The organism is Yoonia sp. 2307UL14-13 (assembly GCF_037572755.1).
GTDB lineage: Bacteria > Pseudomonadota > Alphaproteobacteria > Rhodobacterales > Rhodobacteraceae > Yoonia.
Genome location: NZ_JBBIFZ010000006.1, coordinates 56,467 through 82,097 on the forward strand (window position 1 = coordinate 56,467; position 25,631 = coordinate 82,097).

Consider the following 25,631-nt stretch of genomic DNA (forward strand, 5'->3'; position numbering starts at 1 on the left):
GGTGAAACGGCGTCAGCGCCCCGGGCTTGACCCGGGGCCTCCTCCTCACCCGCCCAGAAACTGCTTCACCACCTGCGCCTGCAGCTTCTTCCCGTCCGGGTCCAGGTCGGTCTTCAACGCACAGAAATCCTCGCCCCATTTTGACGTCCGCTTGCGGATCGGCGGGCTATCGGATGCAACACATTCCATCACCACAGCAGCCACCTCATCCGCGGTCTGATAGATGTCACTCTCGCCCGATTGCCGGTCCTGCGATCCGCCCACGTATTTCTGCAGGATCGGCAAATACTCGTCCTCCAGCATCCCGCCGGTCTCGCCCACCTGTTTCAGGACCGAGGCCGCGAATTCCGACTTGATCCCGCCCGGTTCAACGGTCGTGAAGTTGATGCCGAAGCTGGGGGTGATGTAACTCGCCATCGCCTCCATATACCCTTCGACCCCGAATTTGGCGCCGCAATAGATTTCGTTGAACGGCTGCCCCACCAGCCCCCCGACAGACGACACGGTAACAACATGGCCCGACCGCGCCTTGCGCATATGACCGATCACGGCCTTGGTGCAGCGGACGACGCCCATGAAATTCACATCCATCACCCAGTCGATATCTTCCAGCGTCGCCTGCTCGGTTGATCGCACGTATCCGGCCCCAGCATTATTGATCAGCACATCGATGCGGCCATGATCCGCCATGATCTGATCCACGGCAGCGGTGATCGTCGCCATATCCTGCACATCCAGCTGCAGCACGTTCAGTGAAACCCCCGCCTCTTGCGCCGCGGCATCCAGCACCCCGCGTTTGGCAAGGTTCCGCATGGTCGCATAAACGATATGGCCCGCCTGTGCGGCCTGCACGGCAAGGCTGACGCCCAAACCGGTCGAGGTTCCGGTGATCAGAATGGTCTTTGGCATGGTATCATCCTTTCGATGTGAAGAAGGCGCGCGTTACATGCGCAAACTGGCCCAAACACGGGTAAAGGTCTGATCGATCTCGGCCTGCTCTGGCACAGCGCCGGACAGCACCGCCTTGCGGGCCAGATGCATCGCCGGACCGATCAGCAGATTGACAGCCACATCCAGCGACACGCTCGCCATGCTGGCGCGATCCAGCGTCGTCTGAACCAGCGCATTTACCTCGGCCTGCAACGGCGCGACCTCCGTCCGCTGTTCATCCGTCAGCACCTGCGCGGCACCGGCATATTCCAGATACAGAAAGTCATTCGGGCGGCGATGCAGAAAATCGAACAGGTTCATCCACATCTGACGGATGACCTCTTGCGCCGTGCCCGCATCAGCGGCCGTCATCAAGGTCGCGTGGAACTCGTATTTGATCCGCAGATAGACCTGCTGCAGCATATCGTCCTTGTTTTCGAAATGCAGATAGATCGTTCCGGGCGACACCTTCGCGGCCTTCGCGATCTCACCCACCGACGCCGCACCGATTCCCTTCGCGGCGACAACCGCGACGACGGCATCCTTGATCTGGTCAAAGACCTGTTCCTTGGTCGGGCGGGGCATGGTTCACTTACAGTAATGAATATTCATTACTCAAATATCATGATCGGACGCCGCCGCAAGACATACTTAACCAAAACGACCGCGCGTTGCGTTAATCCAGGGGGTGGCGCACGCGAGGGTCCGATGGAATTCCGATGGTTTTCCGATGCAATTCCGATCGCCGATTTTCGCCAAAACCCCAGCATTAACGAATGATTCGCGGCGATGCTGCCCGGCGACGCATCCCCCTTGTCTGATCCGCCCCCGCGCGCTACCCATGCGGCTGGCAGAGGACAGGATTCCAACATGACCGCGCCCGCATCCGACGACCCCAAAACACTGGTCAGCACAGAGTGGCTCGACGCCCATCTCAAGGACCCGGACCTGCGGATTTTCGATGCCTCATGGTACCTGCCCGACGCCGATCGCGATGCCCGGGCCGAGTACGAAAAGGGCCACATCCCCGGCGCACGTTTCTTTGATATCGACGAGATTTCCGACCAACGATCCGAACTGCCGCACATGGCCCCGCCCGTTGAAAAATTCATGTCCCGCATGCGGTCCATGGGCGTCGGCGACGGCCATCAGGTCGTGGTTTATGACGGGTCCGGCATCTTCTCTGCCGCGCGTGTCTGGTGGCTGTTTCGGCTGATGGGGCAGACCAATATCGCTGTGCTGGATGGGGGCCTACCCAAGTGGCTGGACGACGGGTTCAAGGTCACCGCCAACCCGCCAGTGATCCGCGACCGGCACATGACGGTGACCCCCCAACGGCACATGGTCCGCGACGTGACGGATGTCGCCCGCGCGGCGAAACTCGGCGATCACGAGGTCATCGACGCCCGCGCCCCGGCCCGCTTTCGCGGCGACGCGCCCGAACCGCGTGAAGGGTTGCGTGCGGGTCACATTCCGGGGTCGAAAAACGTGTATTATCAGGACCTTCTGAACGAAGACGGCACGATGAAACCGCCCAATACCCTGCGCACCATCTTCATGGATGCAGGCATCGATCTGCAAAAGCCTGTCATCACCACATGCGGGTCCGGCGTCACCGCCGCGATCCTTGCCCTCGCCCTCGAACGGATCGGGAAAACCGATCATTCGCTTTATGACGGTTCATGGTCCGAATGGGGCATGTATGCCGACCTTCCCATCGCAACCGGAGCCCCATGATGCTGGAAAATCTCACAGCCCAACCTGCCGATAAAATCCTTGCACTGATGGCGGCCTACAAGGCCGATCCGCGCAATGAAAAGGTCGATCTGGGCGTCGGCGTCTACAAGGATGCCTCTGGCAACACGCCGGTCATGCGGGCCGTGAAAGAGGCTGAGCGGCGCATCCTTGCGGACCAATCCAGCAAGGCTTATACCGGCCTTGCCGGTGACCCCGCGTTTGGCAAAGCCATGCGCGATTTGGTCTTGGGCGACGCCGTCCCGTCCGAGCGTATCGCCGCCGTCGCCACACCCGGCGGCACGGGTGCGATTCGACAATCGCTCGAACTGATCCGGCTGGCCGCGCCCAATGCGACCGTCTGGCTCTCCAACCCCACATGGCCCAACCATCCATCGATCCTGAAATATCTCGGCATGAAAATGGCCAAATATACCTATTTCGACAACGCCACGCGCGAAGTCGATTTCGACGGGATGCTGACCGACCTGCGCAAGGTCGCGGAGGGCGACGTGGTTCTGCTACATGGCTGCTGCCACAACCCGACCGGCGCGAACCTGACCTATGACCAGATGAGCCAAGTCATTGGCATCCTGCAGGAAAAGCGCGCCGTGCCGCTGATCGACATCGCCTATCAAGGCTTTGGCGACGGGCTGAATGATGATGCCCAGATCACCCGCCTGATCGCGCGATCGTTCGAAAACTGCCTGATCGCCGCAAGCTGTTCCAAGAACTTCGGCATCTACCGCGAACGCACAGGCATTCTGATGGCGGTGGCCAAGGATGCGGACCAGCAAGCGCTGACACAACAGACACTCGCCTTCCTCAACCGGCAGAACTATTCCTTCCCGCCCGACCACGGTGCGCGGGTCGTTTCCACGATCTTAACCGATCCCGCGTTACGAGCCGATTGGGAAGCCGAGTTGGAAGAAACCCGCAACGGCATGCTCGCCCTGCGTCAGCAGCTTGCGGATGAGCTGAAACGGCTGACCAATTCCGACCGGTTCGATTTCATCGCCCATCACCGCGGCATGTTCAGCCGGATCGGCGCGACGCCGCAACAGGTCGAGGAGATGCGGGACAAACACGGGATCTACATGGTTGGTGACAGCCGGATCAATGTGGCGGGGCTGAACGCGGAAACGGTGCCGGTACTGGCCAGGGCGATTGTGGCTGCGGGGGTCTGAAGCGAAGGAATTTTCGAAAATTCCTTCTGCCCGTCAAAGTTTTCCAAGGAAAACTTTGCAACCATGCTGCACCTGCAGAATACACTTGCCCATCACCGCGCAATAATCTACCCGTTGCGCAACCCAACGCGCAATTATTACACCCACAGGATCGCTCATGTCATTCCGCCTGCAACCCGCCCCCGTCGCCCGCCCGAACCGCTGCCAGCTGTTCGGCCCCGGCTCGAACACCAAGCTGTTCGAGAAGATGGCGGCTAGCGCTGCGGACGTCATCAACCTTGATCTCGAAGACAGCGTATCGCCATCCGACAAGGACACAGCCCGCGCCAATGTCATTCAGGCGATCAACGATGTGGACTGGAACACCAAGTACCTGAGCGTGCGGATCAACGGGCTCGACACCCCTTATTGGTATAAGGATGTGGTCGATGTGCTCGAACAGGCAGGTGACCGGATTGATCAGATCATGATCCCGAAAGTCGGCTGCGCGGCGGATGTTTACGCGGTGGATGCGCTGGTCATAGCGATCGAGGCAGCAAAGGGCCGCACGAAGAAAATCAGCTTTGAGGTCATCATCGAATCCGCTGCCGGGATCGCCCATGTGGAAGAGATCGCAGCAAGTTCACCCCGCCTACAGGCAATGTCGCTGGGTGCGGCCGACTTCGCGGCCTCCATGGGGATGCAGACCACGGGGATCGGTGGCACGCAGGAAAACTACTACATGCTGCACGGCAGCACGCACCACTATTCCGACCCCTGGCATTGGGCACAAACGGCCATCGTCGCCGCCTGCCGAACCCATGGGGTGCTGCCCGTCGACGGGCCCTTCGGCGACTTCAGCGATGACGATGGCTATCGCGCACAGGCCCGCCGGTCCGCCACCCTCGGCATGGTCGGCAAATGGGCGATCCACCCCAAGCAGATCGCCCTTGCCAACGAAGTCTTCACCCCGTCTGAGGAAGCCGTCACCGAAGCCCGCGAAATCCTCGCTGCGATGGAAGACGCCAAGGCACGCGGCGAAGGCGCGACCGTCTACAAGGGTCGCCTGGTGGATATCGCCTCGATCAAGCAGGCCGAGGTCATCGTGCGCCAGTCCGAGATGATTGCGGGCTGAGCCACACGTTGCCAAGGCATTTCGCATCGGCCATACACAGCTGAGCGCAGGCAAAAGGCACGGACGGCATGACCCAATACCTCGAATTCGAAAAACCCCTCGCCGAGATCGAAGGCAAGGCGGAAGAGCTGCGCGCCATGGCCCGCGAGAACGATGAAATGGATGTCGAGAAAGAGGCCGCTGCCCTTGATAAAAAGGCGCGCGACCTTCTGGAAAAGCTCTATGCCGATCTGACACCTTGGCGGAAATGCCTCGTGGCCCGCCACCCCGAACGGCCGCATTGCAAGGACTATATCGAGGCCTTGTTCACCGAATACACGCCGCTGGCGGGTGACCGGAACTTTGCCGATGACCACGCAGTAATGGGCGGCCTCGCCCGGTTCGATGGCAAGCCAGTGATGGTGATCGGCCATGAAAAGGGCAACGACACCAAATCACGGATCGAGCGGAATTTCGGTATGGCCCGCCCCGAAGGGTATCGTAAGGCCATTCGCCTCATGGACCTCGCCGATCGGTTCGGCATCCCGGTCATCACCCTTGTTGACACGCCTGGCGCCTATCCCGGCAAAGGGGCAGAGGAACGCGGACAATCCGAAGCCATCGCGCGATCGACCGAGAAATGCCTGGCCCTGGGCGTACCACTGATCAGCATCGTCATTGGTGAGGGCGGATCGGGTGGCGCGGTGGCCTTTGCCACGGCGAACAAGGTCGCGATGCTGGAACATTCGATCTATTCCGTGATCAGCCCCGAAGGCTGTGCCTCGATCCTGTGGAAAGACGCTGAAAAGATGCGCGAAGCAGCAGAGGCGCTGCGCCTGACGTCCAAAGACCTGAGCGAGTTGGGCGTTTGCGACAAGGTGATCAGTGAGCCACTTGGCGGCGCCCATCGGGACCGTGAGGCGATTTTTACCGGCGTGGGCAAAGCGTTGACCCAGATGCTGGATGCCATGACGGATCAGTCGCCGGAAGATCTGCGCGGCGATCGCCGGTCCAAGTATCTGCGGCTGGGGCAAACCGGCCTCGCCGCCTGACGGGTCGATGCGTCTGATCCGGGGGCACTGGCAACTGGTCTTGTTGACCCTGTTGGTCTTTGCACTGTGGTCTACGCCGGTGATGATCCCTCTGAAGATACTGATCGTCTATCTGCATGAATTGTCCCACGCCATCGCAATTACGCTGACGGGTGGCGAGGTTCTGAACCTGAATATCGATGCGCAACAGGGTGGCCTTGTCGCCGGTCGCGGCGGCAATCGCTTCATCAGCCTTAGCGCCGGGTATCTGGGGTCTCTGCTGATCGGCGTTGTCCTGTTGATTGCGGCTTTGCGAACCAAGGCAGACAAATGGATCATGGCGTTATGCGGTGCCGTGACGCTTTTGGTGGCCGCGCTTTATGTGCGGGATGCGTTTGCGTTGATGTTTACGATTGGCACAGGCCTTGCCATGTTGCTGAGCGCCCGTTTTCTGGGACATGCCATCAACGATCTCATCCTGCGGATCATTGGCCTTAGCAGCATGTTCTACGTGCCCTATGACATCTTCAGCGACACGATCGCGCGATCTTATCTGCGGTCCGATGCGCGGATGCTGGCGGATGAGTTCGGCGGCACCACGGTGATGTGGGGCGGGTTGTGGCTGATGATCAGCCTGGTCGTGATCGGCTGCTGCCTGCGCTATGGGCTGGGCCGGTCGAGCAATCTGGCCCTGCCGCGGTTACGGCGCTGACCTACCACATCGTCTTGGCTGCCCGGTCGCCCCAAGCCGCATCGTAGGCGGCACCGTCGAAATCGGCCTTTTGTTCGGCCAGCAGATCGCCGACGCCGGGCAGATCGCCGCTTTCATCGCCACTGCCCCACACCCGGGCCCGCATCAGCGCGCGGGCGCATTGGCTATAGACTTCGGCCACCGTGATCACCACCACGCTGCGCGGCAGGCGCCCGGCTTGGCCGAACCTTTCCAACAGGTCGGGCGCGACGGACACGATTGCGGTGCCATTCACACGGATCACATTGTTCGATCCCGGCACCAGGAACAGCAGACTGATCCGCCCGTCCGCCACGATGTTGCGCAGTGTGTCCATCCGGTTGTTGCCGCGCCAGTCGGGCAACAGCAGCGTTTTCGGATCGAGCGACTGCACGACCGGCCCGTCATCGCCGCGCGGGCTGCCGTCGGTGCCGCTCGGCCCGACGGTCGATACGATGCACAGGCGCGATGTCATGATCCATTTGGCATAAAGCGGGGTCAGATGATCGGCGACCTTGATCAGCGACGCCTCACCCGGCGTGCCATAAAGCGCCTCGAGCGCGGCGATGTCAGTGATCCGATGGGAGGGCATGAAATCCGGCCTCTGCATTGAGCCTGTTCGACGTCTTTTCAATGTCGGCCTCGAGCCGGGTCATGAATTCATCGACGGGCAGGCCTGGCGCGATCCGCGGCAGAAACTCGAAAACGGCAATGCCCGGTTTGCGCAGCACACCGCGTTTGGGCCAGAACACCCCCACATTTGTGGCGACCGGCACGACCGGCTGACCCAATTCCCGATAAAGCGCACCAGTCCCGATCTTGTAGGGGCGGTAGTCACCGGGTGCTGTGCGGGTCCCCTGCGGATAGATGATCAACTGCCCCGGCAATGCACGACCGGCCTGCACGTCGGCGACCATTCTTTTGATGGCCTGACCCCGCTTGCCCCGTTGCACTGGGATACATCCGATGCGCAGGCCAAATTGCCCGATGATCGGAGCATACTTCAGGATGGATTTCATGATGAACTTACCCCGTGGGATCGCCCCATAGATCACCAGCACGTCAAAGAACGATTGGTGCTTGGCCGCGACCATGACCTCATCCGTTGGCGGTTCACCCCGAATTTCGACCTTAAGCCCGATCATCCACGATGCGCTCCAGATCACCCAGCGGCAATACATATGACAGCCCGCGATCGCGCCCCGACGCGAGGCGATGGCGGCGGGCAGATAGGCGACCCCGATGACCAGCATCGCCACATACATCGATGCATTGAAGATCAGCGACCGGACCCATTGTACCGCATAACTCATGTCTCATCCCTTAACCGCGCAAGGGCTGCCGCCCGCGTCGCAACGAACGCCACGATAGCCGCAAGCAGCGGAATGACCAGAGGCCATAGCCACCCAGCCCCCCGAAACCCGATATCGGCAAGGAAACCACCCGTCGCGCCACCATCTGGCAAAAGCTGCAATGCGATCACCCCGAAGACAGCGCCAATCACGGCGCCGATAAGGGCCCGCAGGGTGAACCGCCGCACGAAGGCGCGGGCGATATAGATGTCACGCGCCCCGACAAGACGCAGCACCCGGATCACCTGAGCATTCGCGGCAAGGGACGCCTGCGCGGCGAGCACGATCATCGCCGCCATGGCACCCCCGATCAGCAGCGTGACGATCCCACCGATCAGTCGCAACCGACCGGCTGCGGCGATCAGCGGCGCGCGCCAGCGGCCATGATCATCCAGCACGGCATCGGGAAACTCTCCGGTCAGCCGGGCTTGCAGGCCTGCCCGATCATAGCCTTCGTCTGTCGCGACGATTTCGATCAGTTGCGGGACGGGTAGCGCGTCGAGCGTCAGTTCCGCACCCAACCAGGGGGCCAGCAGCGTCTGCTGTTCATCGACCGTCAAGGCCCGCGCGGCGGCGATCCCCGGCGTCGTGTTCAGGATGTCGACTGCACGCGCGATCTCTTCGGCCGGTGTGTCGATAGGCATTCGCAGGGTCGCGGCCTGCGCCAGTTCGTTCGCCCAGCGATCGGCGGCCCGCCCGGCGCTGAGCGACAGGGCCAGCACGAATACTGCCAGAAAGGCCATCGCACCGGCCACGAATATCGTCAGTCGCGCCGTGATCCCGGTTGGCGGCACTGCGCGATCGGCTTGCGGGTCGCCGACGATCAGGTCGAGCACTGCCTTCATAGCTCTGCCCCGGCCTGTTCGAGCGCACCGTTTTTCAGGCGCAGCACCCGGGCGTTGATCTCTGATTTCATCGTGCGGATCAGCGTCAGGTCGTGGGTGGCGATCAGGACGGCCTTGCCCATCCTGTTCAGCTCGACCAGCAGGGTCAGCAGGCGCTGCGACATCTCCCAATCGACGTTGCCCGTGGGCTCATCCGCGATGATGACATCGGGTGACATGATCACGGCGCGCGCAAGTGCCGCGCGCTGCCGTTCGCCCCCCGACAAAGTCGGGGGCAGCTGGTCCATCTGGGCAGTCAGGCCGACCCAATTCAGTAATTCCGGCAGGTTGGCCGCGGCCTCGTCCCCGCGATCCGCGACCGTCAGCGGCAGCGCGATATTTTCGGCGATCGACAGATGGTCAAGGAAGGCGCAATCCTGGTGCACCACCCCGATCCGGCGCCGTGCCATTGCCACCGCGTCACGGTTCAGCGTCGCAGCGTCCTGCCCGAACAGGCTGATCCGGCCCTGCATCGCCAGCAGATCGGCATAGCACAGACGCAACAGCGTGGTTTTCCCCGCCCCGGACGGACCGGTCAGGAAATGAAACGCGCCTGGCGTAAGTGATAGCGACACTTGGGAAAATAGCGCCTGACCCCCATAGCCGTAAGAGACATTTTCCAGTTCGATCACTGTCGCGCATCCTTTGATCCCGGCGCCGTTCTGCCCAAAACTGCAACATGTTGCAATGATCCCCACCGGGCCTGCGCGCAAATCCTTTGCCTTTGCCGCGCCGATTGCTAGATTGCAGCGTAATCAGGCAATAAGAACTGTGGGTTGGCGGGCAGAGGGATAACAAGATGCGGCTGATTTGCCCGAAATGTAATGCGCAATATGACATCGCTGACGATGTCATTCCCGAAGGCGGCAGGGATGTGCAATGTTCAAGCTGCGCGCATACCTGGTTCCAGATGGACAAACCCAAGGTCGCCGGGCGTCCGCTGACGCAACGGCCCACACCCAAACCGGCGACACGGGTCGCCGATGATGATGGCCCCAGGCACCAGCCGATCGAGGACGCGCCGCAGCGCCAACCGCTTGATTCATCCATCGCCGATATCCTGCGGGAAGAGGCCGCGCATGAACAGCAGGCCCGCGCGACCGAAGAGGCGCAGCCGCACCCATCGGAAAAGGCCGGCCAATCAGCCAGTGAACGCGCCGCGGAAACCCGCAAACGCATCGCGCAGATGACGGAAGAAGACGACCAAAGTCCCGCTGCGGTCGCCGCTGCATCGACCGGCGCGGTTGCCGGTGTAAATGTCCGCACAATGCCCGATATCGACGAAATCAACGCGACCTTGCGCGCCCGCGCGACCGCCAACGACGATTCGGGCCTGACTGAGGAAGAACAGGAAGAGATCAAACAGCGTCGCGGTTTCCGCCGTGGTTTCTTTTTCGTCCTGATTTTGATCGCGATCCTGATCGCGCCCTATTTCTTTGTCGACCAAATCCTCGAAAACCTGCCGCAGACCGCGCCTTACATGGAAACCTATGTGCAGACGGTCGATAACCTGCGCGTTTGGCTGGATAATCAGATCATCGCCGCGCGGGAATTGGTCGCCAGCTACATGGAAGGATCTGAGGGATCGGTCGATGCGGTCCCGGCGACTGACGCAACAACTGATCAGAACTGATCCAGCAACCGCCGCAGATAATCCCGTTCGACCTCGGGCCGTTCCTGTTCGGCCGAGCGGCGGCGGATTTCATCCAGCAACTCCTCAGCCCGCCGGTTGATATCCTGCTGGCCCAGCATCTGCTGATCGGTGCCAAGCTGCCCGGTATTTCCAGCCTCGCGCCCCAAAGGATCACGCTGGCTGGGTGTCGGGCGTGCGGCCTGATCGCCTTGCTGTTCGCCCTGCCCCGGCTGATCGGTTTGGTTGTCAGCTAAAGCCTGACCCAGCTGACGCATCCCGTCGCGCAGGGCATCCATCGCCTCGGCCTGTTGGTCGATCGCCTCGGCCAGATCGCCTTCACGCAGGGCGTCCTCGGCCCCTTCCATCGCACCCTCGGCCCGGCCCAGCGCGCGGCGCGCGATATCGGCGGCGTCTCCGTCGAGGCTGGGAATATTGCCGCGCAGATCATTGAGTTGCTGCCGCAAGGCGCGCTGGCGCTCGGCCAGCGTGCGGGCATCGCCGCCTTCGCCGCCGGCACCGTTTTCGCCTTGCTGGCCGCTTTGGCCATCCTCACCGACGCCCTGGCCTTCGCCCTGCTGGCCATCCTGACCGTCCTGGCCTTGCTGGCCCTGCTGACCTGGGCGTTGCCCTTGCTGGCCTTGTTGACCCTGTTGACCGGGCTGCTGGCCTTGTTGTTGCCCTTGCTGGCCCTGCTGTCCCGGTTGCTGCTGCTGACCCTGCTGACCTTGCTGGCCCTGATTGAACTGCTCTTGCAGATCGCGGAACGCTTCATCGGACAGGTCTTCCTGATCGCGCAATGTCTCGGCCAGATCCTGCATGGATTGCTGGCCCGGCGTTTGTGGGCCGTCGCCACCCTCACCTTGGGTGACGCGCATGTTTTCCATTAGCTCGTTGAGCTGTTCCATCAATTCCTGCGCCTCGGCCATCCGGCCTTCCTGCATCAGCTCTTCGATGCGGTCCATAAGCGCCTGCAATTCGTCCTGCGTGAATTCGAACGAATTTTCCGCCGTATCCCGCTGATCGGTGCCGTTCTCGCCCGGCTCCATCTCTTCGGCGAGCATGCGCATGTAGTCGTTCGTGGCCTCGCGCAGTTCCTGCATCAGTTCGGCGATTTCTTCGTCAGAAGCACCATTGCGCATCGCCTCAGCCAGACGTTCCTGCGCGCGTTCCAGCCGTTCGCGGGCGTCTTTGAGCCGTCCGTCTTCCAGTTGAATGGCAAGGTCCCACAGGGCCTCGACGATCTCGGCCTGTCCTTCATCGTTCATCCCGAATTCGGCCATCGTGTCCAAACGACGGATAATTGTGCGCAAGCGCAGATAAGTGGTTTCGTTGGAAAACAGTCCCTCGGGCCGGTGAGATATGGCGCGCAGAACCTGCGTGACCCGCCGCGCATTGGCCTTGGACCACATCAGGTCGCGCCGTTGTTCGATCACCGCCTTAGCGAAAGGCTGGAAAAAGCGGCGACCGGGCAGGATCAGCTCCTTTGGTTCGCTCTGGCCGGTTTGTTCCGATGCATCGATCACCTCGAGCTGCATGGTCACCGGCAGATTGGCCAAAGGATGTTGGCTAAGGTTTTCGATCAGCGTTTCATCAAATTCGGATCGGTCGCCGGTGAACGGCATCGGAAGGTCCAGAACCAGCGGTTCGACAGGATCGGGATCGATGACCAAACCATGCGCGCGATCGACCGCTGCGAGGTTCAAGCTAATCGTCGCCGTTCCGGTTTCCACGCCGTAATCGTCACTGGCGGCAAAGAGCTGCGACATCTCACCATCCGCCGAGGCCTCGACCGGTTCGGATATGGTCACCGTCGGTGGGTTGTCGGCAATGGCGCTGACCTGCCAGGTCACGCCGTTTTCACCTTCGATGGCCAGTTGGCCCGATTGGGTGATTTCAAAGGTCTGTTGCGCGTCGGAGGCAGGGGTGATTTCCCCCGTTCGGCCCGATACGGTTTCGGCGACAGTCAGTGCCCCGACTTCGCCGTAGAGGCGGAGGGTAATTTTACTGCCCGCCGGTACACGCAAAGGGCCGGGAGGCACGTCGTTAAGGTAAATTGATGGTTTGCCGGTATAGGCGGGCGGTTCGACCCATCCTTCCCAGACGGGTCCGGCGGCAAGGTCGATATCCTGCCCCGCATTTAGCTCACCAACCGATCCGACGCGCAGAAGCGACCCGAAAAGAAGCGCCGTTACGAAGAACAAGAGCGCGATGAAACGCAAGCCATATGGATCGCGATGCGAGACCCGCAAATCCGGTTTGACATAGCGGGCATCCCTGGTCCGTTCGGCCATGCGGGCGACATGCGCGCGCCAGACTGCCTCTGACCCCATATCGCCGCTGCCGATGGCTTGGGTGTCAGCCAGTGCCGCGATGGGGCGACCCGGCATGGCGGCGTCAACCCGTTCGACCGCAGCGGCCCGATCCGGCAGGTGAAAGCGGCGGAAACCCCATGCAAAGGTGCCGAAGAGCGCGATTGCGGCCACGACGACACCACCCCATAGCGCCTCGACCGGCAGCGTGTCATGCCAACCCATCATAAGTGGCGCGAGGATCAGGAACAGGACCGTCCAGAACGGCCAGAAGGCGCGCACGATCTGCTCGGCCACCATGCCGATGCGCGTTGCCGTCACGGGTAGGCGCAGGTGGCGCATTTGATCCGGGTGGTCCTTCAGAGGCCCTCTCCTGTTTTGGGCTGGTTTAGCCCAGCCACGGCGGCAGCGTATCGCGCGCGATCATCTCTTGATAGGTAGGGCGTGCGCGGATAACTGCAAATTGATCCTTGTCCACAAGCACCTCTGGGATCAAGGGGCGCGAGTTGTATTCGGACGACATGACCGCCCCATAGGCCCCCGCAGAGCGGAAAGCGACCAAATCATCGGCACCGACAGGCGACATTTCGCGCGATTTGGCGAAAGTATCGCCACTTTCGCAAACGGGGCCGACGACGTCATATTTGGCCGGTTCGGTGCCGGGGGCCGGTTCGATGACGGGGACTATATCGTGCCAAGCCTCGTACATGGCGGGGCGGATCAGGTCGTTCATGGCGGCATCGAGGATCAGGAAATCGCGATCTTCGCCGGATTTCACGTAGATGACCTTGGTCACCATGATCCCCGCATTGCCGGAGATGAGGCGCCCCGGTTCGATTTCGATTTCGCAACCGAGGTGACCGACGGTGCGTTTGATGAGATTGCCGTAGTCGGTGGGCAGTGGCGGCGCTTCGTTTGAGCGGGTGTACGGGATGCCCAGACCGCCGCCGAGGTCGAGGCGGGTGATGTCGTGCCCGTCGGCGCGCAGTTGTTCGGTCAGTTCGGCGACCTTGCTATAGGCAGCTTCGAACGGGGCGAGTTCGGTCAGTTGGGATCCGATATGCACGTCGATCCCGATGACCTTGAGGCCCGGCAGCTTACCGGCCATCGCATAGACGTCGCGGGCGCGGCTGATCGGGATGCCGAACTTGTTTTCGGATTTGCCGGTGGCGATCTTGGCATGCGTCTTGGCGTCAACGTCGGGATTGACGCGGACGGTGATTGGGGCGCGGACGCCGAGTGATTGCGCAACTTGGTCCAGAACGATCATTTCCGGCTCGGATTCGATGTTGAACTGGCGAATGCCGCCATCGAGCGCTGTGCGCATCTCGTCTGCTGTCTTACCGACGCCCGAGAACACGATTTTGTCGCCGGGCACGCCTGCCGCCTTGGCCCGCAGGTATTCTCCGACTGACACGACATCCATGCCCGCGCCCGCATCGGCGAGCACCTTGATGATCGCCTGGTTCGAAGCGGATTTCATGGCGAAGCAGACGAGGTGATCCATCCCGTCAAGTGCGTCATCAAACAGCTTGAAATGCCGGGTCAGCGTCGCAGTGGAATAGACGTAGAAGGGCGTGCCGACGGCCGCGGCGATGTCGGCCACGGGAACGTCTTCGGCGTGGAGGGCGCCGTTGCGGTAGAGGAAGTGGTCCAAATGTGTGCCCTAGACTCTGACGGGACTGCGATCCCGGATCACGATAATCCGTTCGCGAAAGAACAGATACAGCGGCAATCCGCAACTGACCCCGATGCAAAAGGTCGCGGGGATTGCGACGAGGCCGTAATAATTCTTGGTCTTCGGCACCTCGATGAGGATCCAGATCGTCAGCGCGACCGCGGCGATCGTCAGGTCCCATGTCAGGCCGCTGGTGGCCGCATTGGCGTGCCACGCATCGACCATGGCCATGATGCTCCACGTGTTTTCCTGAAACCACGTGATGAAGTAATACATCGGGTGGATCGTGCCCCAGATAGCGAGCAGCAGAAAGACGTAACGCATCAGAAGCCAACTCCGACCGATACGGTGCCATTCGTAGCCCCGACGCTAGCATTGGTGTTCACACCGCCATTGCCGACACTGACACCGACATTCGCGTTGGGTCGTAGCGGGGCGCCGTTTGCGCCGCAACTGGCCAAAAAGGCCGCTGCCAGAAGGAACCCGAATATTCTCATCCCAAAACCTCTTTCCACTGCGCGATTTGCGCACGCACATTTGCCGGTGCCGTCCCGCCATAGCTTGTCCGAGATGCCACCGAGTTCTCAACCCCCAGCACATCGAACACATCGGCCCTGATGCCATCATGCACCTTTTGCATATCGTCCAACGTCAGGTCCGGCAGGTCGCAGCCCTTTTCTTCGGCCACAGCGACCAGCGATCCGGTGATATGATGCGCGTCCCGGAAAGGTAGCCCAAGCTCGCGCACCAGCCAATCGGCCAGATCGGTGGCGGTCGAAAATCCGCTTGAGGCGGCGGCTTTGAGGTTGTCGCGATTGGCGGTCATGTCGCCGACCATCCCTGTCATCGCGGCAAGGGCCAGCATCAGGTTGTCGGCGGCGTCAAAGACCTGTTCCTTGTCTTCCTGCATGTCCTTGGAATAGGTCAGCGGCAGGCCCTTCATCACCGTCATCAGCGCAACATTGGCCCCAAAGATCCGCCCGATCTTGGCGCGGATCAGTTCTGCCGCGTCCGGGTTGCGCTTTTGCGGCATGATCGACGATCCGGTGGACCATTTGTCGGACATCTTTACAAAGCGGAATTGGGCAGAGGACCAGATCACCAGTTCTTCGGCCAAGCGGCTGAGATGCATAGCGCAGATGCTCGCGGCGCTGAGGAATTCCAGAGCGAAGTCGCGGTCGGATACAGCGTCCAATGAATTGGCCATCGGCGCATCGAAACTCAAGGCTTCTGCTGTCATATACCGATCAATAGGGAACGATGTGCCGGCTAAGGCAGCCGCGCCTAACGGTGACTTATTCATGCGCTTACGCGCATCCGTCATGCGCCACCTGTCACGGTCAAACATCTCGACATAGGCCAGCATGTGGTGGCCCCATGTGACCGGCTGGGCTGTCTGCAGATGGGTAAAGCCGGGCATGACCCAGTCGGCCCCTGCCTCGGCCTGGCCCAGCAGCGCCTTTTGCAAAGCGCCCAAAGCCTCATCCGCCTGGTCGCATTGATCGCGGACCCACAGCCGGAAGTCGACAGCGACCTGGTCGTTCCGCGACCGTGCGGTGTGCAGCCGCCCCGCAGGCTCTCCGATCAGTTCCTTCAGCCGCGCCTCGACATTCATGTGGATGTCTTCCAGCGCCGTCGAAAAGGTGAATGCCCCCGTTTCAATCTCTGACAAAACGGTGAGCAGGCCTTCCCGGATCGCCTCGGCGTCGCTATCCGTAATAATGCCTGTGGCGGCCAGCATGGCGGCATGGGCACGCGACCCTGCGATGTCCTGCGGTGCAAGACGGCGGTCATACCCGATCGAGGCGTTGATCGCCTCCATGATCGCGTCTGGTCCGGCGGCGAAACGCCCGCCCCACATCGTATTCGCGGTCTTGGTCATGAAGGAAACGCCTATGCGGAAATTGGTATCTGCCCTGCTTTATACGGCCCTTTTGGGCGTTGCAAACCAAGCAATGGCCGAGGGGCCTGACATTGCCGCGCTGCGCGAGGGCGACATGCGGAAACTGGTCGTGCACAGCGCGCCGATCAAAGGGTCTGATACTCCGTTTACCAGCGAAGACGGGGAAGAGATGACGCTGGCCGATTATGCGGGCCAGCACGTTGTTCTGAACTTTTGGGCGACATGGTGCGCACCATGCCGGGAAGAGATGCCGATGCTGTCGGAAATGCAGGCGGAACTGGGCAGCGATGACTTTTCGGTCGTTACGGTGGCCACGGGCCGCAATCCACGCCCGGGGATGGAGCGGTTTTTCGACGAGATCGGCGTCGATAACCTGCCGCTGCACACCGATGCGCGGCAATCGCTGGCCCGTAGTCTGGGGGTTCTGGGGCTGCCCGTGACGATTATCCTGAACCCGGAGGGTCAGGAAATCGCCCGCCTGCAGGGCGATGCGGATTGGTCGAGCGATAGCGCCTATGCGATCATCAATGCGCTTTTGGATGGCGAAGGCGGCAGCTAACACGATCCTTGGATGTGGTGCCTTCATGTCATTACATGGCCGGGCAAAAACCAGCGTGCGCAAGATCGAGACCTGGAAACAGACGATCAGGAATGTCGAACGCGACCTGACATCGCAAAGCCATTTCAACCACATGATCCATCGGCAGAACGGGTTCGGCCCCGGCAGTTACTCCGCCGGCAGCGGCTGGCCAGTCAAAAGGCGAACATGGCCGAACTGTCCGATGCGCTTGGGAAGGTGGCCATGGCGCTCTTTAACTTGATCACGACCCTGAACAAAAAGGGTTAAGCCCGCCCCGCCGTCGATGACAGCAAAAGCGGGTCGATCCCCATCGCCTTCATCGCGGCCATCCATTTATGTTCGTTCGCGCGGCCAAAGACGATGTCGTCGCGTGGGTCGCCGATCAGCCAGCCATTCTGGGCGATCTCGGATTCCAGTTGTCCCGGGGCCCAACCGGCATAGCCCAGCGCCAGCATCGAGGTTTTGGGGCCTTGCCCGCGCCCGATGTCCTCGAGCACGTCCAGTGTAGCCGTCATCCCGATGTGATCGTCGACCTGCAGCGTGCCCGCCTCGGACCGGTAATCGCTTGTGTGCAGGACAAATCCGCGCGCGTTGTCGACAGGCCCCCCGAAATGCACGCGGATATCGCGGACACCCGGCATGCAATCGATGCCCAACTGCTCGAGCAGGTCGCTGAAACGTATGTCTGTCTGCGGCTTGTTCACGATAAGTCCCATGCCACCATCCTCGGCATGGGCACACATATAAACGACGCTTTGCGCAAAGCGCGGATCGCTCATTTCGGGCATGGCAATCAGCATCTTGCCGGCAAGGCTATCCGTTTCGGTGATCATGGCGTATTTTCGGTTTTCCTTAGGGTTGACGCAAGGGCAACGTAGCGACGCCCTCGCCCAAACGTGACTTCCTATTACAGGGTCAATGTTTCATGAGGGTTTATGCGCCAAATCTTGCTTAAATTCCTTGTTATTCTTGGTCTACCTGCTCTTGCGGTTGCGGATCCTTACGACGATCTTGCCAAAGTTGAGATTTTGCCGGGTTGGCGTATGCAAAGCGGCATACACATGGCCGGCATTCGAATCACGCTCGCCCCCGGTTGGAAGACCTATTGGCGCGCGCCGGGCGATGCGGGCATCCCGCCGCAATTCTCATTTGCGGGCTCAGGCAATATCGTTGGTGTCACGCCGCACTGGCCAGTGCCCCATGTGTTTTATGAAAACGGACTGCAATCCATCGGCTATTACGACAGCGTCGTTTTTCCCCTGGCCATTCAAAGCCGCGATCCTGATGAAGACATCGAAATCGACGGCGTATTGACCATCGGCGTCTGCGAGGAAATCTGTATCCCCGTCAGCGCGACATTCGACGCGCTTCTTCCATCCGCTGGCGAACGTGACAGCGCGATCACCGCCGCGCTGATCAACCAGCCGCTTTCGGCGGCCGAGGCCGGGGTGGGCGAAGTTATCTGTCAAATCGCGCCGATCCAAGATGGTCTAAAGGTCACGACGACAATGGAGGTCGGATCGACCGGTGGGTCAGAGGTTGTTGTCGTGGAATCCGGCAACCCCGCGATCTGGGTATCAGAGGCCGATGTCACCCGTGTGGGTGATGCGCTTCAAGCGACAGTGGACATGGTCAATACGACGGGCGAGGCATTCGCGCTGGACCGATCCGCCCTGCGGTTCACCGTGCTGGGTAGCGAGCAGGCGATCGATATTCAGGGCTGCCGCGCCGGTTAAGCGCTGCGCCGCGCGCCGCCGATGACAAGCGCAGCGCCTGCGTAGATCAGGCACAGCGACAGCATAAGTCCGGCCACGAACAGCCCCAGCGCAGCCGCGATTCCGTTTTCCAGAACAGGCAGAACCGCAACTGCCAAGGGAAGTGCCGTACCCGTCACCAGATACGGCACGAAGGTCAGCGCCGCCAGCGCCAGCGCCGCCGCGACACCCAATCCCGCCGGTGCGCCCATCGCGAAACGCCGACCCCGCAATGCCCGCTTGGCCGCCTGCACCTGCTTGCCGACATCATGCTGCATCGCCATCAGCGACGGCACGACCAGCAACACCAGGAACATCCCCGCCCCCAGGCCAAAGACCAGGGTGATCACCGTCGGTTTCAGGAATTCCGCCTGATTGGACCCTTCATAAAGTAGCGGCATCAGGCCCAGAACCGTGGTCATCGTCGTCAGCATCACCGGTCGCAGACGATCACATGCGCCGTCGATGATCGCCGGGATCAGTCCCCGCTCTTCCGCGTATTCATCCACCGTCGTAACCAGCACAATACTGTCGTTGATGATGATTCCGACCATTCCGATCATGCCGACCACGGTGAACATGCTCAGCGGCACATCCCAGACATAGTGGCCGTAGATCGTTCCGATCAGGCCGAACGGGATGATCGCCATGACGACGACGGGCCGGGTCCAACTGCTGAAGATCCAGCTGAGTGTCAGATAAATCCCCAACAATACAAGGATCAGTCCGGTTCGCGCGTCACTCAGGAATTCGCGTTCCTGTTCGCTTTGGCCCGATAGCTGGCTTTCGATCCCGAAATTCGTTTCAATCCGCGGCAGGATGTCTTCGTTGATGGTCTGCTGAATTTCCGTCGCCCGTGCGGCATCGTCGTCATCCAGATCTCCCTGGACCGAAATCAGCTGTATCCCGTTTTCGCGAATGACCGAGGAAAAGCCGGTGCGGCTGATCACCGACACGACGTCCGCGAGCGGAACGTAAGCGCCCTCGCCCGTGCGGATCTGAGTACGGTCGAGGAAATCGGCTGATAACTCCCCAGCCGGCAATTCCACCCGGATCGTGGCCGATCGCGCACCTTCGGGATAGCTTGCCGCCTCGATTCCGCCCAACCGATTGCGCAGAACCCGACCAAGACCGTCGATGCTCAGCCCCAACGCCTGCCCTTGCGGCGTCAATTCAAGGATCAGTTCCTGTTTGTCGTAGGCCAGCGAATCCTCCAGCCCCGAAATCTCGGCGAATTGGGCCAGTTCTGTCTTCAGCGCCTCGGCTGCCGCCTTCAACGTGTCGCTGTCCGCACCGAACATCTGGATATCCAGGCTATCGCCACCCGGCCCGGACCCCCATGACCGGAAACTGACCGTCTCGGCCAGAGGATGCTGGCGGATACTGTCCTGCAAGGCCGCCACGAAGGCAAAGCTGGTATAGGGTCGGCTGTCGGCATCGATCAGTTCGATTGTGATCGACCCAAGCTGATCGGCATCCTTTGTCTCGGACCCCGCAATCGCGCGTCCGGAATTGCCCCCAACCTCTGCCGCCACGAATTTCAACGGGTTGGTGCCGTGGGTTTCCTCGTATTCCGCACCAAGCACCTCGGTCGCGCGCTGCATCTCGCGCATCATCTCGAGCGTATCTTCGCGGGTCGCGCCGGGCAGCATGGCAAAGTTGCCTGTCACCTGGCTTTGTTCAGGCGCATTGAAGAACCGCCAGCTGACATCGCGCTGGATGAAGAGAGACACCGTGTAAGCCAAGACGACCAGCGCCAACCCAAAGACCGGATAGCGCGCCCAGATGACAAAGCCCATGAAGGGCCGGAACAGACGGTCGCGGAACCAGTCGAACCCGCGATTGACGGTTCGGGACGGCCAATCGTACCAATGATCCTTTGCCGAATGGCGCATCGAATGGGCCAGATGGTGTGGAAGGATGATAAAACATTCAACAAGGCTGGCCGCGAGCACCACGATGACCGTGAAGGGGATGTCGGCGATCAGGTCGCCAAAGCGGCCGCCGATGATGACGAGGCCGAAAAAGGCGATAATCGTCGTCGTCGTGGCCGAAAACACCGGGCTGAACATCCGTTTCGCAGCATTCTCGGCGGCGACCGTCGGGTCTTCTTTCAACTGCCGCACCCGGAAATCGGCGTGTTCGCCGACGACGATCGCGTCATCGACGACAATGCCCAACGTGATGATCAATGCGAACAACGAGATCATGTTGATCGTAATCCCCACCAGATACATCAGCGCGATCGCGGCCAGCATGGCCACGGGAATACCGGCAGCTACCCAGAACGCCGTGCGGGCATTTAGGAACAGGAACAAAAGGGCCACCACAAGCGCCAGCCCGGTCAGCCCGTTTTCGAACAGGATATCGAGACGCCCGGTGATGAATTCGGCCCGGCCGTTGGTCAGATCGATATTCACACCGGCGGGCAGGATGGCCGACAATTCATCCGCGACCTCTTCGACGGTTTCCTGCATTCCGATCGCATCACCCTGCGACGATCGCTGCACCCGCAGCTTGATCGCCGGGTTGTCGCCAACGAAATAGGCCCTTTCCCGATCCGGACCCTCGACCCGGATCGTGGCGACATCGGCGACCGTCAGCTTTGATCCATCCGGGTTCGACCGCAGGACAATCGCGCCGATATCATCGGCTGAACGTTTGGCCACACCCGTGCGCACCCGCGCGTTCGAAGATACATCGCCTGCCGGGTCCGCCGCCGCCTCTTCCCCGATGCTGGCCGCTATGTCGGCCATGCTGATGTCATATTCGATCAGTGAAAGGGATGGGACTTCGACGATCGTGGATGGTGCCGCCACGCCCTGCACCAAAACCTGGGTGACCCCTTCTGCGAACAATCGCGTCGACATTTCATCCGCGAACCGGGCCAGTTGTTCGACACTGACCGGTCCGCTGATCACCACATCGGTGACACGGTCACGCCAGCCGCCGCGCCTGACATTGGGCTCGTCTGCATCCTCGGGCAGGTTGGTCGTGCTATCGACGGCAAGCTGCACATCCTCTGCCGCGCGGTCGATGTCATAGCCTGGCTCAAATTCCAGCCGGACCGAGGCGCGGCCTTCGGTTGAACGGGCGGATGAAGATGTGACACCCTCGACGCCCAGCAGGACCGGTTCAAGCACCTGAACGATGGCGGCGTCCACGTCCTCGGCCCCGGCACCATCCCAGGTGACCGACACGTCGATATCATCGACGACGACATCCGGGAAGAACTGCGCACGCATGTTCGGAAAGGCGAACAGACCCGCCGTGATCATCAACACCAGCAACAGGTTCGCCGCTGTCCGGTGCCGCGTGAAATAGGACAGGATACCGCCCGCCCCCGCGCTCAACCTGTCACCCCCGGTCGCCATCAGCTGCCCATCCGGCTTTCAAGGCGGGCGACGGTTTCGGACGACACCTCATCCTGTTCCAACTGCCCGATGATCCTTGTCTTGACCTCATCCGGCATGCGGCTGTCGGTCACAAAGGCGATCAGTTTGGCCCTGCGATCGGCATCAAGCGCGATCATCTCGGGCTCTGCCGACACCTCCGCCCCGCCGGGTCTGATCGGACGTATCTTGATGCCCGCACCCAGCAGGGGTGAGCGTTCGGAAACGATGGTGGCCCCGGCAAGATCGCCGACCGTGACAATCACGTCGTCGCCCTGCCGGCGCAGCAAGGTCACGTTTGCACTTTGCAGGCGATCCTCTTCACCGACGACCAGCACGGTCTCGTCCGCGGCCACGGCGGTTGCGGGGACGACGGCCACATCGGTCAACTCCGGCTCATCGATGCTGACGGTCACGAAATCGCCGGGACGGAAGCCCGGCGCGTTCTCAAGCGAGGCAAAAATCAAACGCCCCGTCTGCCCTGCACCCACACTTGCACCTTCGCGCGTGATCTGCCCGGTGGCGCGCAAATCGATACCTGAGACATCCAGCGCCACCTGCACAGGTGCGTTGATCAAAGACCCATTGCCATCCAGCAGCCGCGCATATTGCGAGGTCGACACGCGGAACGCGACCTCGAGCATGGTCGGGTCCACCAGCTGCGCGAAACGTTCGTTCGGGGTGATCCGTCCGCCGGGGCTGACGCTGACCTCGGCCAGTGCGCCATCAAAGGCCGCGGTGATTTCGGTGTCGGCAAGATCGCGCTCGGCCTCTGACAGGTTGATGCGTTCGCGGGCCAGCCGCGTGGCCGCCTGATCCACGCGCGCCTCGGCGGTGGCAACGGCCTGCCTGCGGGTCAGAACGGTTGCCTGCGCGGTCGAAGCGGCAAGTTCCGCGGTTTCCACATTCGCGGCCGTTCCCACACCACGGCCTTGCAGGTCTTGTGCCCGGGTCAAAGCCTGTTCCCGCAATGTGGCCTGCGCCCGCGCGGCCTCTAATTCATCCTGCGCCAGCAAAAGCGCCCGCTCGGCATCCCGCAACTCGGCCTCGGCGTCCTGCAAATCCGCCTTGCCACGATCAAGTGCGGCCTGCGCCTCTGCCGGGTCGATCCGCAAGAGCATCTGGCCCGCCGTCACCGTCCCGCCTTCGACCAGCGCATCGCTGGCCTCCAGCACCGTGCCACCTGTCGCGCTGCGCAAATCCAAGGTGCGGCGGCTGCGCAGCTCGCCGAAGACCGTCAACTCGGGCACGATATTCTGGGGTTCGAGCGTCAGTACGTTGGCCGCGATCACCCGTTCACGCGCCGGGGCACGGCGCGGCTCTTCGTTCAGCCGTTCGACGACGGCGACCCGCACCGTATTTGCCGCAAGCGCGATCAACGCCACCGTAACGGCCAAAAGGAAAACGCCTACAAGGCTGCGCCGTAAGAACCGCATATACGTCGTCTCCGTTTCAAAATGGGCGGATCATATCCGCCGCCGTTGTTTATACGGTAGTGCGGATCACTTCCGGCGCAAATGTTCATCAAGTCTTGGGAGGATTTCGACGAAATTGCAGGGACGGTGGCGGAAATCGAGCTGTTTGGCCAGGATTTCATCCCACGCATCCTTGCAGGCGCCGGGGCTTCCGGGCAGCGCAAAGAGGTATGTGCCTCGCGCGACTCCTGCGGTCGCGCGGCTTTGCACCGCTGAAGTGCCTATTTTTTGCATGCTGACGATGGTGAAGATCGTGCCGAAGGCATCGATCTCTTTCTCATAGACATCGCGATGCGCTTCGACGGTGACATCGCGGCCTGTCAGCCCCGTCCCGCCAGTCGAGATGACCACATCGACGCGCGTATCGGCGCACCATTCGCGAAGTTGGCCGGCGATCTGCGCGCGCTCATCGGGGATGATTTTCCGGTCCACGACCATGTGCCCCGCGCCTTCGATCCGATCGACGAGGGTTTGGCCCGATTTGTCGTCATCCATCCGCCGCGTGTCGCTGACGGTGAGAACCGCGATGCGGACCGGCATGAAGTCGAGGGTTTCGTCGATGCGGCTCATGGTTCAGACCTCAAAGAAAACGGGAACGGGGCCAACATTGGCGATAGTTGACGCGCCAATTTGCGAACGCGCACCCCAGCTATCGTGGACGTGGCCACATAGAACGAGTTTGGCGTTCATGCGCCGGATCGCCGTTTCCAACGCCACTGATCCCAGATGACGGCCAAGTCCGACGTGGTAATCACAATGCCCATATGGCGGGGAATGACTGATCAGAATATCCGCTTGCGCGATCCGGCCCAGCATGGTTTCGGCTTCGTCCTCCGTCATATCCGCACTGCCCCAAGGCAGCGGCGGTAAGGGCGGGATGGCGCAGCCGATGCCCGCAATGGTCAGGCCCTGCCATTCAGTCGTATCGCCGTGCAGCACTTTGGCTGAGGTCGCGGCACGCAACTCTTCCTCGGTTTCGTTGTTTCCCGGCACGAAAATAGCTTTGTCCGCAATCGCTTCGAATGGCGGCATGAATTCATCCAGCCCCTTCCGACGCTGCGCGAAATCGCCCGCGATGATGACCACATCGGCCCGTGGGGCTTGCTGCAGGATCGCCGTGCGGCAATCGGTATTCAGATGCAGGTCGGACGCTGCAAGGATCTTCATCCACGCAGCCTTGCGTTCAGATCCAGCAAATCCGCCCATGCCTTGCGTTTGGCGATCGGGTTTCGCAACAGATAGGCGGGGTGGAACATCGGCAGGGTCGGCTTGCCAAGCACCTCTGTCCATTGCCCCCGCATGCGCGTGATCCCGGTGCGGCCCATCAGGGCCTGGCAGGGTGTGTTGCCCATAAGGATCAGTAGGTTGGAGTCGGCGAGGGCAATGTGCCGTTCGAGAAACGGCAGCAGCATCGCGATTTCGGCCTTGTCGGGTGTGCGGTTCGACGGGGGGCGCCAGGGCAGGACATTGGTGATATAGACCGCCCGCGCCGGATCATCGTGGGCGCGGCCCATGTTGATGGCCTCCAGCATCCGGTCGAGCAGTTGTCCGGCACGGCCCACGAACGGCTTGCCCATCCGGTCCTCGTCTCGTCCGGGCGCTTCGCCTACGATCATAACACGCGCCTCCGGCTGGCCGTCACAAAACACGAAAGACCTAGCGCCTTTCTTCAACTCGCAATGCTCATAAGCCTGCATGACCGATGCGAGCGTCTGCAAATCGCCTGCTTTGCTGGCCATTGTGCGGGCGATGGCGACCGGGTCGACCTCTTCCGCCATCAGCGTGGGTGGTGGTGTGGGCGCTGTGGCAGGCTTGGGCGCGGGCTTTTTCGTCTCCAACTGGTACCGATCCAACGGATCATCACCGATGGCATCGGTCACGCCCAGTTCCACCTGCCATTCCAGCGCGGCGCAGTCCGCCCAATATGTCCTATCCGATTCCATAGGCTGACCCTAAGCCGCTTTGC

The 25,631-nt window shown here is 61.3% G+C and carries 25 protein-coding genes; 8 read left to right on the forward strand and 17 right to left on the reverse strand.

Annotated elements, in window-relative coordinates; genetic code table 11:
• Positions 1 to 45: 45 nt before the first annotated feature.
• Positions 46 to 909, reverse strand: a complete 864-nt coding sequence (locus V8J85_RS14710; RefSeq protein WP_339954516.1) for an SDR family oxidoreductase — start codon at positions 907 to 909, stop codon at positions 46 to 48.
• 33 nt (positions 910 to 942) lie between these two features.
• Positions 943 to 1,515 carry a TetR/AcrR family transcriptional regulator gene (locus tag V8J85_RS14715; RefSeq protein ID WP_339954517.1) on the reverse strand — a complete coding sequence of 191 codons (573 nt, stop codon included), beginning with the start codon at positions 1,513 to 1,515 and terminating at the stop codon, positions 943 to 945.
• A 285-nt stretch (positions 1,516 to 1,800) separates the two neighbouring features.
• On the opposite strand from V8J85_RS14715, the gene sseA reads away from it, so the two are divergent.
• The 5 genes from sseA (at position 1,801) to V8J85_RS14740 (ending at position 6,687) form a co-directional block, all read left to right on the forward strand.
• Positions 1,801 to 2,667, forward strand: a complete 867-nt coding sequence (sseA, locus tag V8J85_RS14720; protein ID WP_339954518.1) for a 3-mercaptopyruvate sulfurtransferase — start codon at positions 1,801 to 1,803, stop codon at positions 2,665 to 2,667.
• A complete protein-coding gene (locus V8J85_RS14725; RefSeq protein ID WP_339954704.1) occupies positions 2,667 to 3,851 on the forward strand; it encodes an amino acid aminotransferase in 1,185 nt (394 codons plus the stop codon). Before sseA ends, V8J85_RS14725 begins: the two co-directional genes overlap by 1 nt.
• Positions 3,852 to 4,008: 157 nt before the next feature.
• On the forward strand, positions 4,009 to 4,965 hold the full coding sequence (locus V8J85_RS14730) for an L-malyl-CoA/beta-methylmalyl-CoA lyase (RefSeq protein ID WP_339954519.1): 957 nt from the start codon (positions 4,009 to 4,011) through the stop codon (positions 4,963 to 4,965).
• Positions 4,966 to 5,033: 68 nt separating this feature from the next.
• Complete coding sequence (locus tag V8J85_RS14735; RefSeq protein WP_339954520.1) at positions 5,034 to 5,996, forward strand: acetyl-CoA carboxylase carboxyltransferase subunit alpha; 963 nt, start codon at positions 5,034 to 5,036, stop codon at positions 5,994 to 5,996.
• A gap of 7 nt (positions 5,997 to 6,003) precedes the next feature.
• On the forward strand, positions 6,004 to 6,687 hold the full coding sequence (locus tag V8J85_RS14740; protein WP_339954521.1) for a M50 family metallopeptidase: 684 nt from the start codon (positions 6,004 to 6,006) through the stop codon (positions 6,685 to 6,687).
• A 1-nt stretch (position 6,688) separates the two neighbouring features.
• On the opposite strand, the gene V8J85_RS14745 is transcribed toward V8J85_RS14740, so the two are convergent.
• From V8J85_RS14745 to V8J85_RS14760, 4 genes are read right to left on the reverse strand one after another with little or no spacing between them, the layout of a single operon-like run.
• A complete protein-coding gene (locus V8J85_RS14745; RefSeq protein ID WP_339954522.1) occupies positions 6,689 to 7,297 on the reverse strand; it encodes a pyridoxamine 5'-phosphate oxidase family protein in 609 nt (202 codons plus the stop codon).
• The gene (locus V8J85_RS14750; protein ID WP_339954523.1) at positions 7,275 to 8,018 is read right to left on the reverse strand and encodes a lysophospholipid acyltransferase family protein; all 744 of its coding nucleotides are present in this window, start codon (positions 8,016 to 8,018) and stop codon (positions 7,275 to 7,277) included. Before V8J85_RS14750 ends, V8J85_RS14745 begins: the two co-directional genes overlap by 23 nt.
• Complete coding sequence (locus V8J85_RS14755) at positions 8,015 to 8,902, reverse strand: cell division protein FtsX (protein WP_339954524.1); 888 nt, start codon at positions 8,900 to 8,902, stop codon at positions 8,015 to 8,017. The genes V8J85_RS14750 and V8J85_RS14755 overlap by 4 nt, the downstream gene beginning before the upstream one ends.
• Positions 8,899 to 9,573, reverse strand: a complete 675-nt coding sequence (locus V8J85_RS14760; protein ID WP_339954525.1) for a cell division ATP-binding protein FtsE — start codon at positions 9,571 to 9,573, stop codon at positions 8,899 to 8,901. The genes V8J85_RS14755 and V8J85_RS14760 overlap by 4 nt, the downstream gene beginning before the upstream one ends.
• Before the next feature lie 167 nt (positions 9,574 to 9,740).
• On the opposite strand from V8J85_RS14760, the gene V8J85_RS14765 reads away from it, so the two are divergent.
• Positions 9,741 to 10,574 carry a zinc-ribbon domain-containing protein gene (locus V8J85_RS14765; RefSeq protein ID WP_339954526.1) on the forward strand — a complete coding sequence of 278 codons (834 nt, stop codon included), beginning with the start codon at positions 9,741 to 9,743 and terminating at the stop codon, positions 10,572 to 10,574.
• Here the strand turns inward: V8J85_RS14765 and V8J85_RS14770 are convergent.
• From V8J85_RS14770 to argH, 5 genes are read right to left on the reverse strand one after another with little or no spacing between them, the layout of a single operon-like run.
• Positions 10,565 to 13,225 carry a DUF4175 domain-containing protein gene (locus tag V8J85_RS14770; protein WP_339954527.1) on the reverse strand — a complete coding sequence of 887 codons (2,661 nt, stop codon included), beginning with the start codon at positions 13,223 to 13,225 and terminating at the stop codon, positions 10,565 to 10,567. The two genes, V8J85_RS14765 and V8J85_RS14770, sit on opposite strands and share 10 nt — an antisense overlap.
• 46 nt (positions 13,226 to 13,271) lie before the next feature.
• Positions 13,272 to 14,540: a diaminopimelate decarboxylase gene (lysA, locus tag V8J85_RS14775; RefSeq protein ID WP_339954528.1), complete on the reverse strand. Its 1,269-nt coding sequence runs from the start codon at positions 14,538 to 14,540 to the stop codon at positions 13,272 to 13,274.
• A gap of 9 nt (positions 14,541 to 14,549) precedes the next feature.
• The gene (locus V8J85_RS14780) at positions 14,550 to 14,885 is read right to left on the reverse strand and encodes a DUF2834 domain-containing protein (RefSeq protein ID WP_339954529.1); all 336 of its coding nucleotides are present in this window, start codon (positions 14,883 to 14,885) and stop codon (positions 14,550 to 14,552) included.
• Positions 14,885 to 15,058 carry a hypothetical protein gene (locus tag V8J85_RS14785; RefSeq protein ID WP_339954530.1) on the reverse strand — a complete coding sequence of 58 codons (174 nt, stop codon included), beginning with the start codon at positions 15,056 to 15,058 and terminating at the stop codon, positions 14,885 to 14,887. The genes V8J85_RS14780 and V8J85_RS14785 overlap by 1 nt, the downstream gene beginning before the upstream one ends.
• Positions 15,055 to 16,443, reverse strand: a complete 1,389-nt coding sequence (gene argH, locus V8J85_RS14790; RefSeq protein WP_339954531.1) for an argininosuccinate lyase — start codon at positions 16,441 to 16,443, stop codon at positions 15,055 to 15,057. Before argH ends, V8J85_RS14785 begins: the two co-directional genes overlap by 4 nt.
• A 13-nt stretch (positions 16,444 to 16,456) precedes the next feature.
• Between argH and V8J85_RS14795 the strand changes: the two genes are divergently transcribed.
• Positions 16,457 to 17,023, forward strand: a complete 567-nt coding sequence (locus tag V8J85_RS14795) for a TlpA disulfide reductase family protein (RefSeq protein ID WP_339954532.1) — start codon at positions 16,457 to 16,459, stop codon at positions 17,021 to 17,023.
• A 284-nt stretch (positions 17,024 to 17,307) separates the two neighbouring features.
• Here V8J85_RS14795 and V8J85_RS14800 read toward each other — a convergent pair whose 3' ends face one another.
• The gene (locus V8J85_RS14800) at positions 17,308 to 17,877 is read right to left on the reverse strand and encodes a YqgE/AlgH family protein (protein WP_339954533.1); all 570 of its coding nucleotides are present in this window, start codon (positions 17,875 to 17,877) and stop codon (positions 17,308 to 17,310) included.
• Between the two features lie 102 nt (positions 17,878 to 17,979).
• Between V8J85_RS14800 and V8J85_RS14805 the strand changes: the two genes are divergently transcribed.
• The gene (locus V8J85_RS14805; protein WP_339954534.1) at positions 17,980 to 18,780 is read left to right on the forward strand and encodes a protein-disulfide reductase DsbD domain-containing protein; all 801 of its coding nucleotides are present in this window, start codon (positions 17,980 to 17,982) and stop codon (positions 18,778 to 18,780) included.
• On the opposite strand, the gene V8J85_RS14810 is transcribed toward V8J85_RS14805, so the two are convergent.
• The 5 genes from V8J85_RS14810 to V8J85_RS14830 all read right to left on the reverse strand — a co-directional run bounded on the left by V8J85_RS14810 (position 18,777) and on the right by V8J85_RS14830 (position 25,608).
• On the reverse strand, positions 18,777 to 22,172 hold the full coding sequence (locus tag V8J85_RS14810) for an efflux RND transporter permease subunit (RefSeq protein ID WP_339954535.1): 3,396 nt from the start codon (positions 22,170 to 22,172) through the stop codon (positions 18,777 to 18,779). The two genes, V8J85_RS14805 and V8J85_RS14810, sit on opposite strands and share 4 nt — an antisense overlap.
• Positions 22,172 to 23,626, reverse strand: coding sequence for an efflux RND transporter periplasmic adaptor subunit (locus V8J85_RS14815; RefSeq protein WP_339954536.1), 1,455 nt, complete (start codon positions 23,624 to 23,626; stop codon positions 22,172 to 22,174). The genes V8J85_RS14810 and V8J85_RS14815 overlap by 1 nt, the downstream gene beginning before the upstream one ends.
• 66 nt (positions 23,627 to 23,692) lie before the next feature.
• Positions 23,693 to 24,235, reverse strand: coding sequence for a molybdenum cofactor biosynthesis protein B (moaB, locus tag V8J85_RS14820; protein WP_339954537.1), 543 nt, complete (start codon positions 24,233 to 24,235; stop codon positions 23,693 to 23,695).
• A gap of 3 nt (positions 24,236 to 24,238) precedes the next feature.
• A complete protein-coding gene (locus V8J85_RS14825) occupies positions 24,239 to 24,832 on the reverse strand; it encodes a metallophosphoesterase family protein (RefSeq protein WP_339954538.1) in 594 nt (197 codons plus the stop codon).
• Complete coding sequence (locus V8J85_RS14830; RefSeq protein WP_339954539.1) at positions 24,829 to 25,608, reverse strand: uracil-DNA glycosylase; 780 nt, start codon at positions 25,606 to 25,608, stop codon at positions 24,829 to 24,831. Before V8J85_RS14830 ends, V8J85_RS14825 begins: the two co-directional genes overlap by 4 nt.
• Between the last annotated feature and the right edge of the window lie 23 nt (positions 25,609 to 25,631).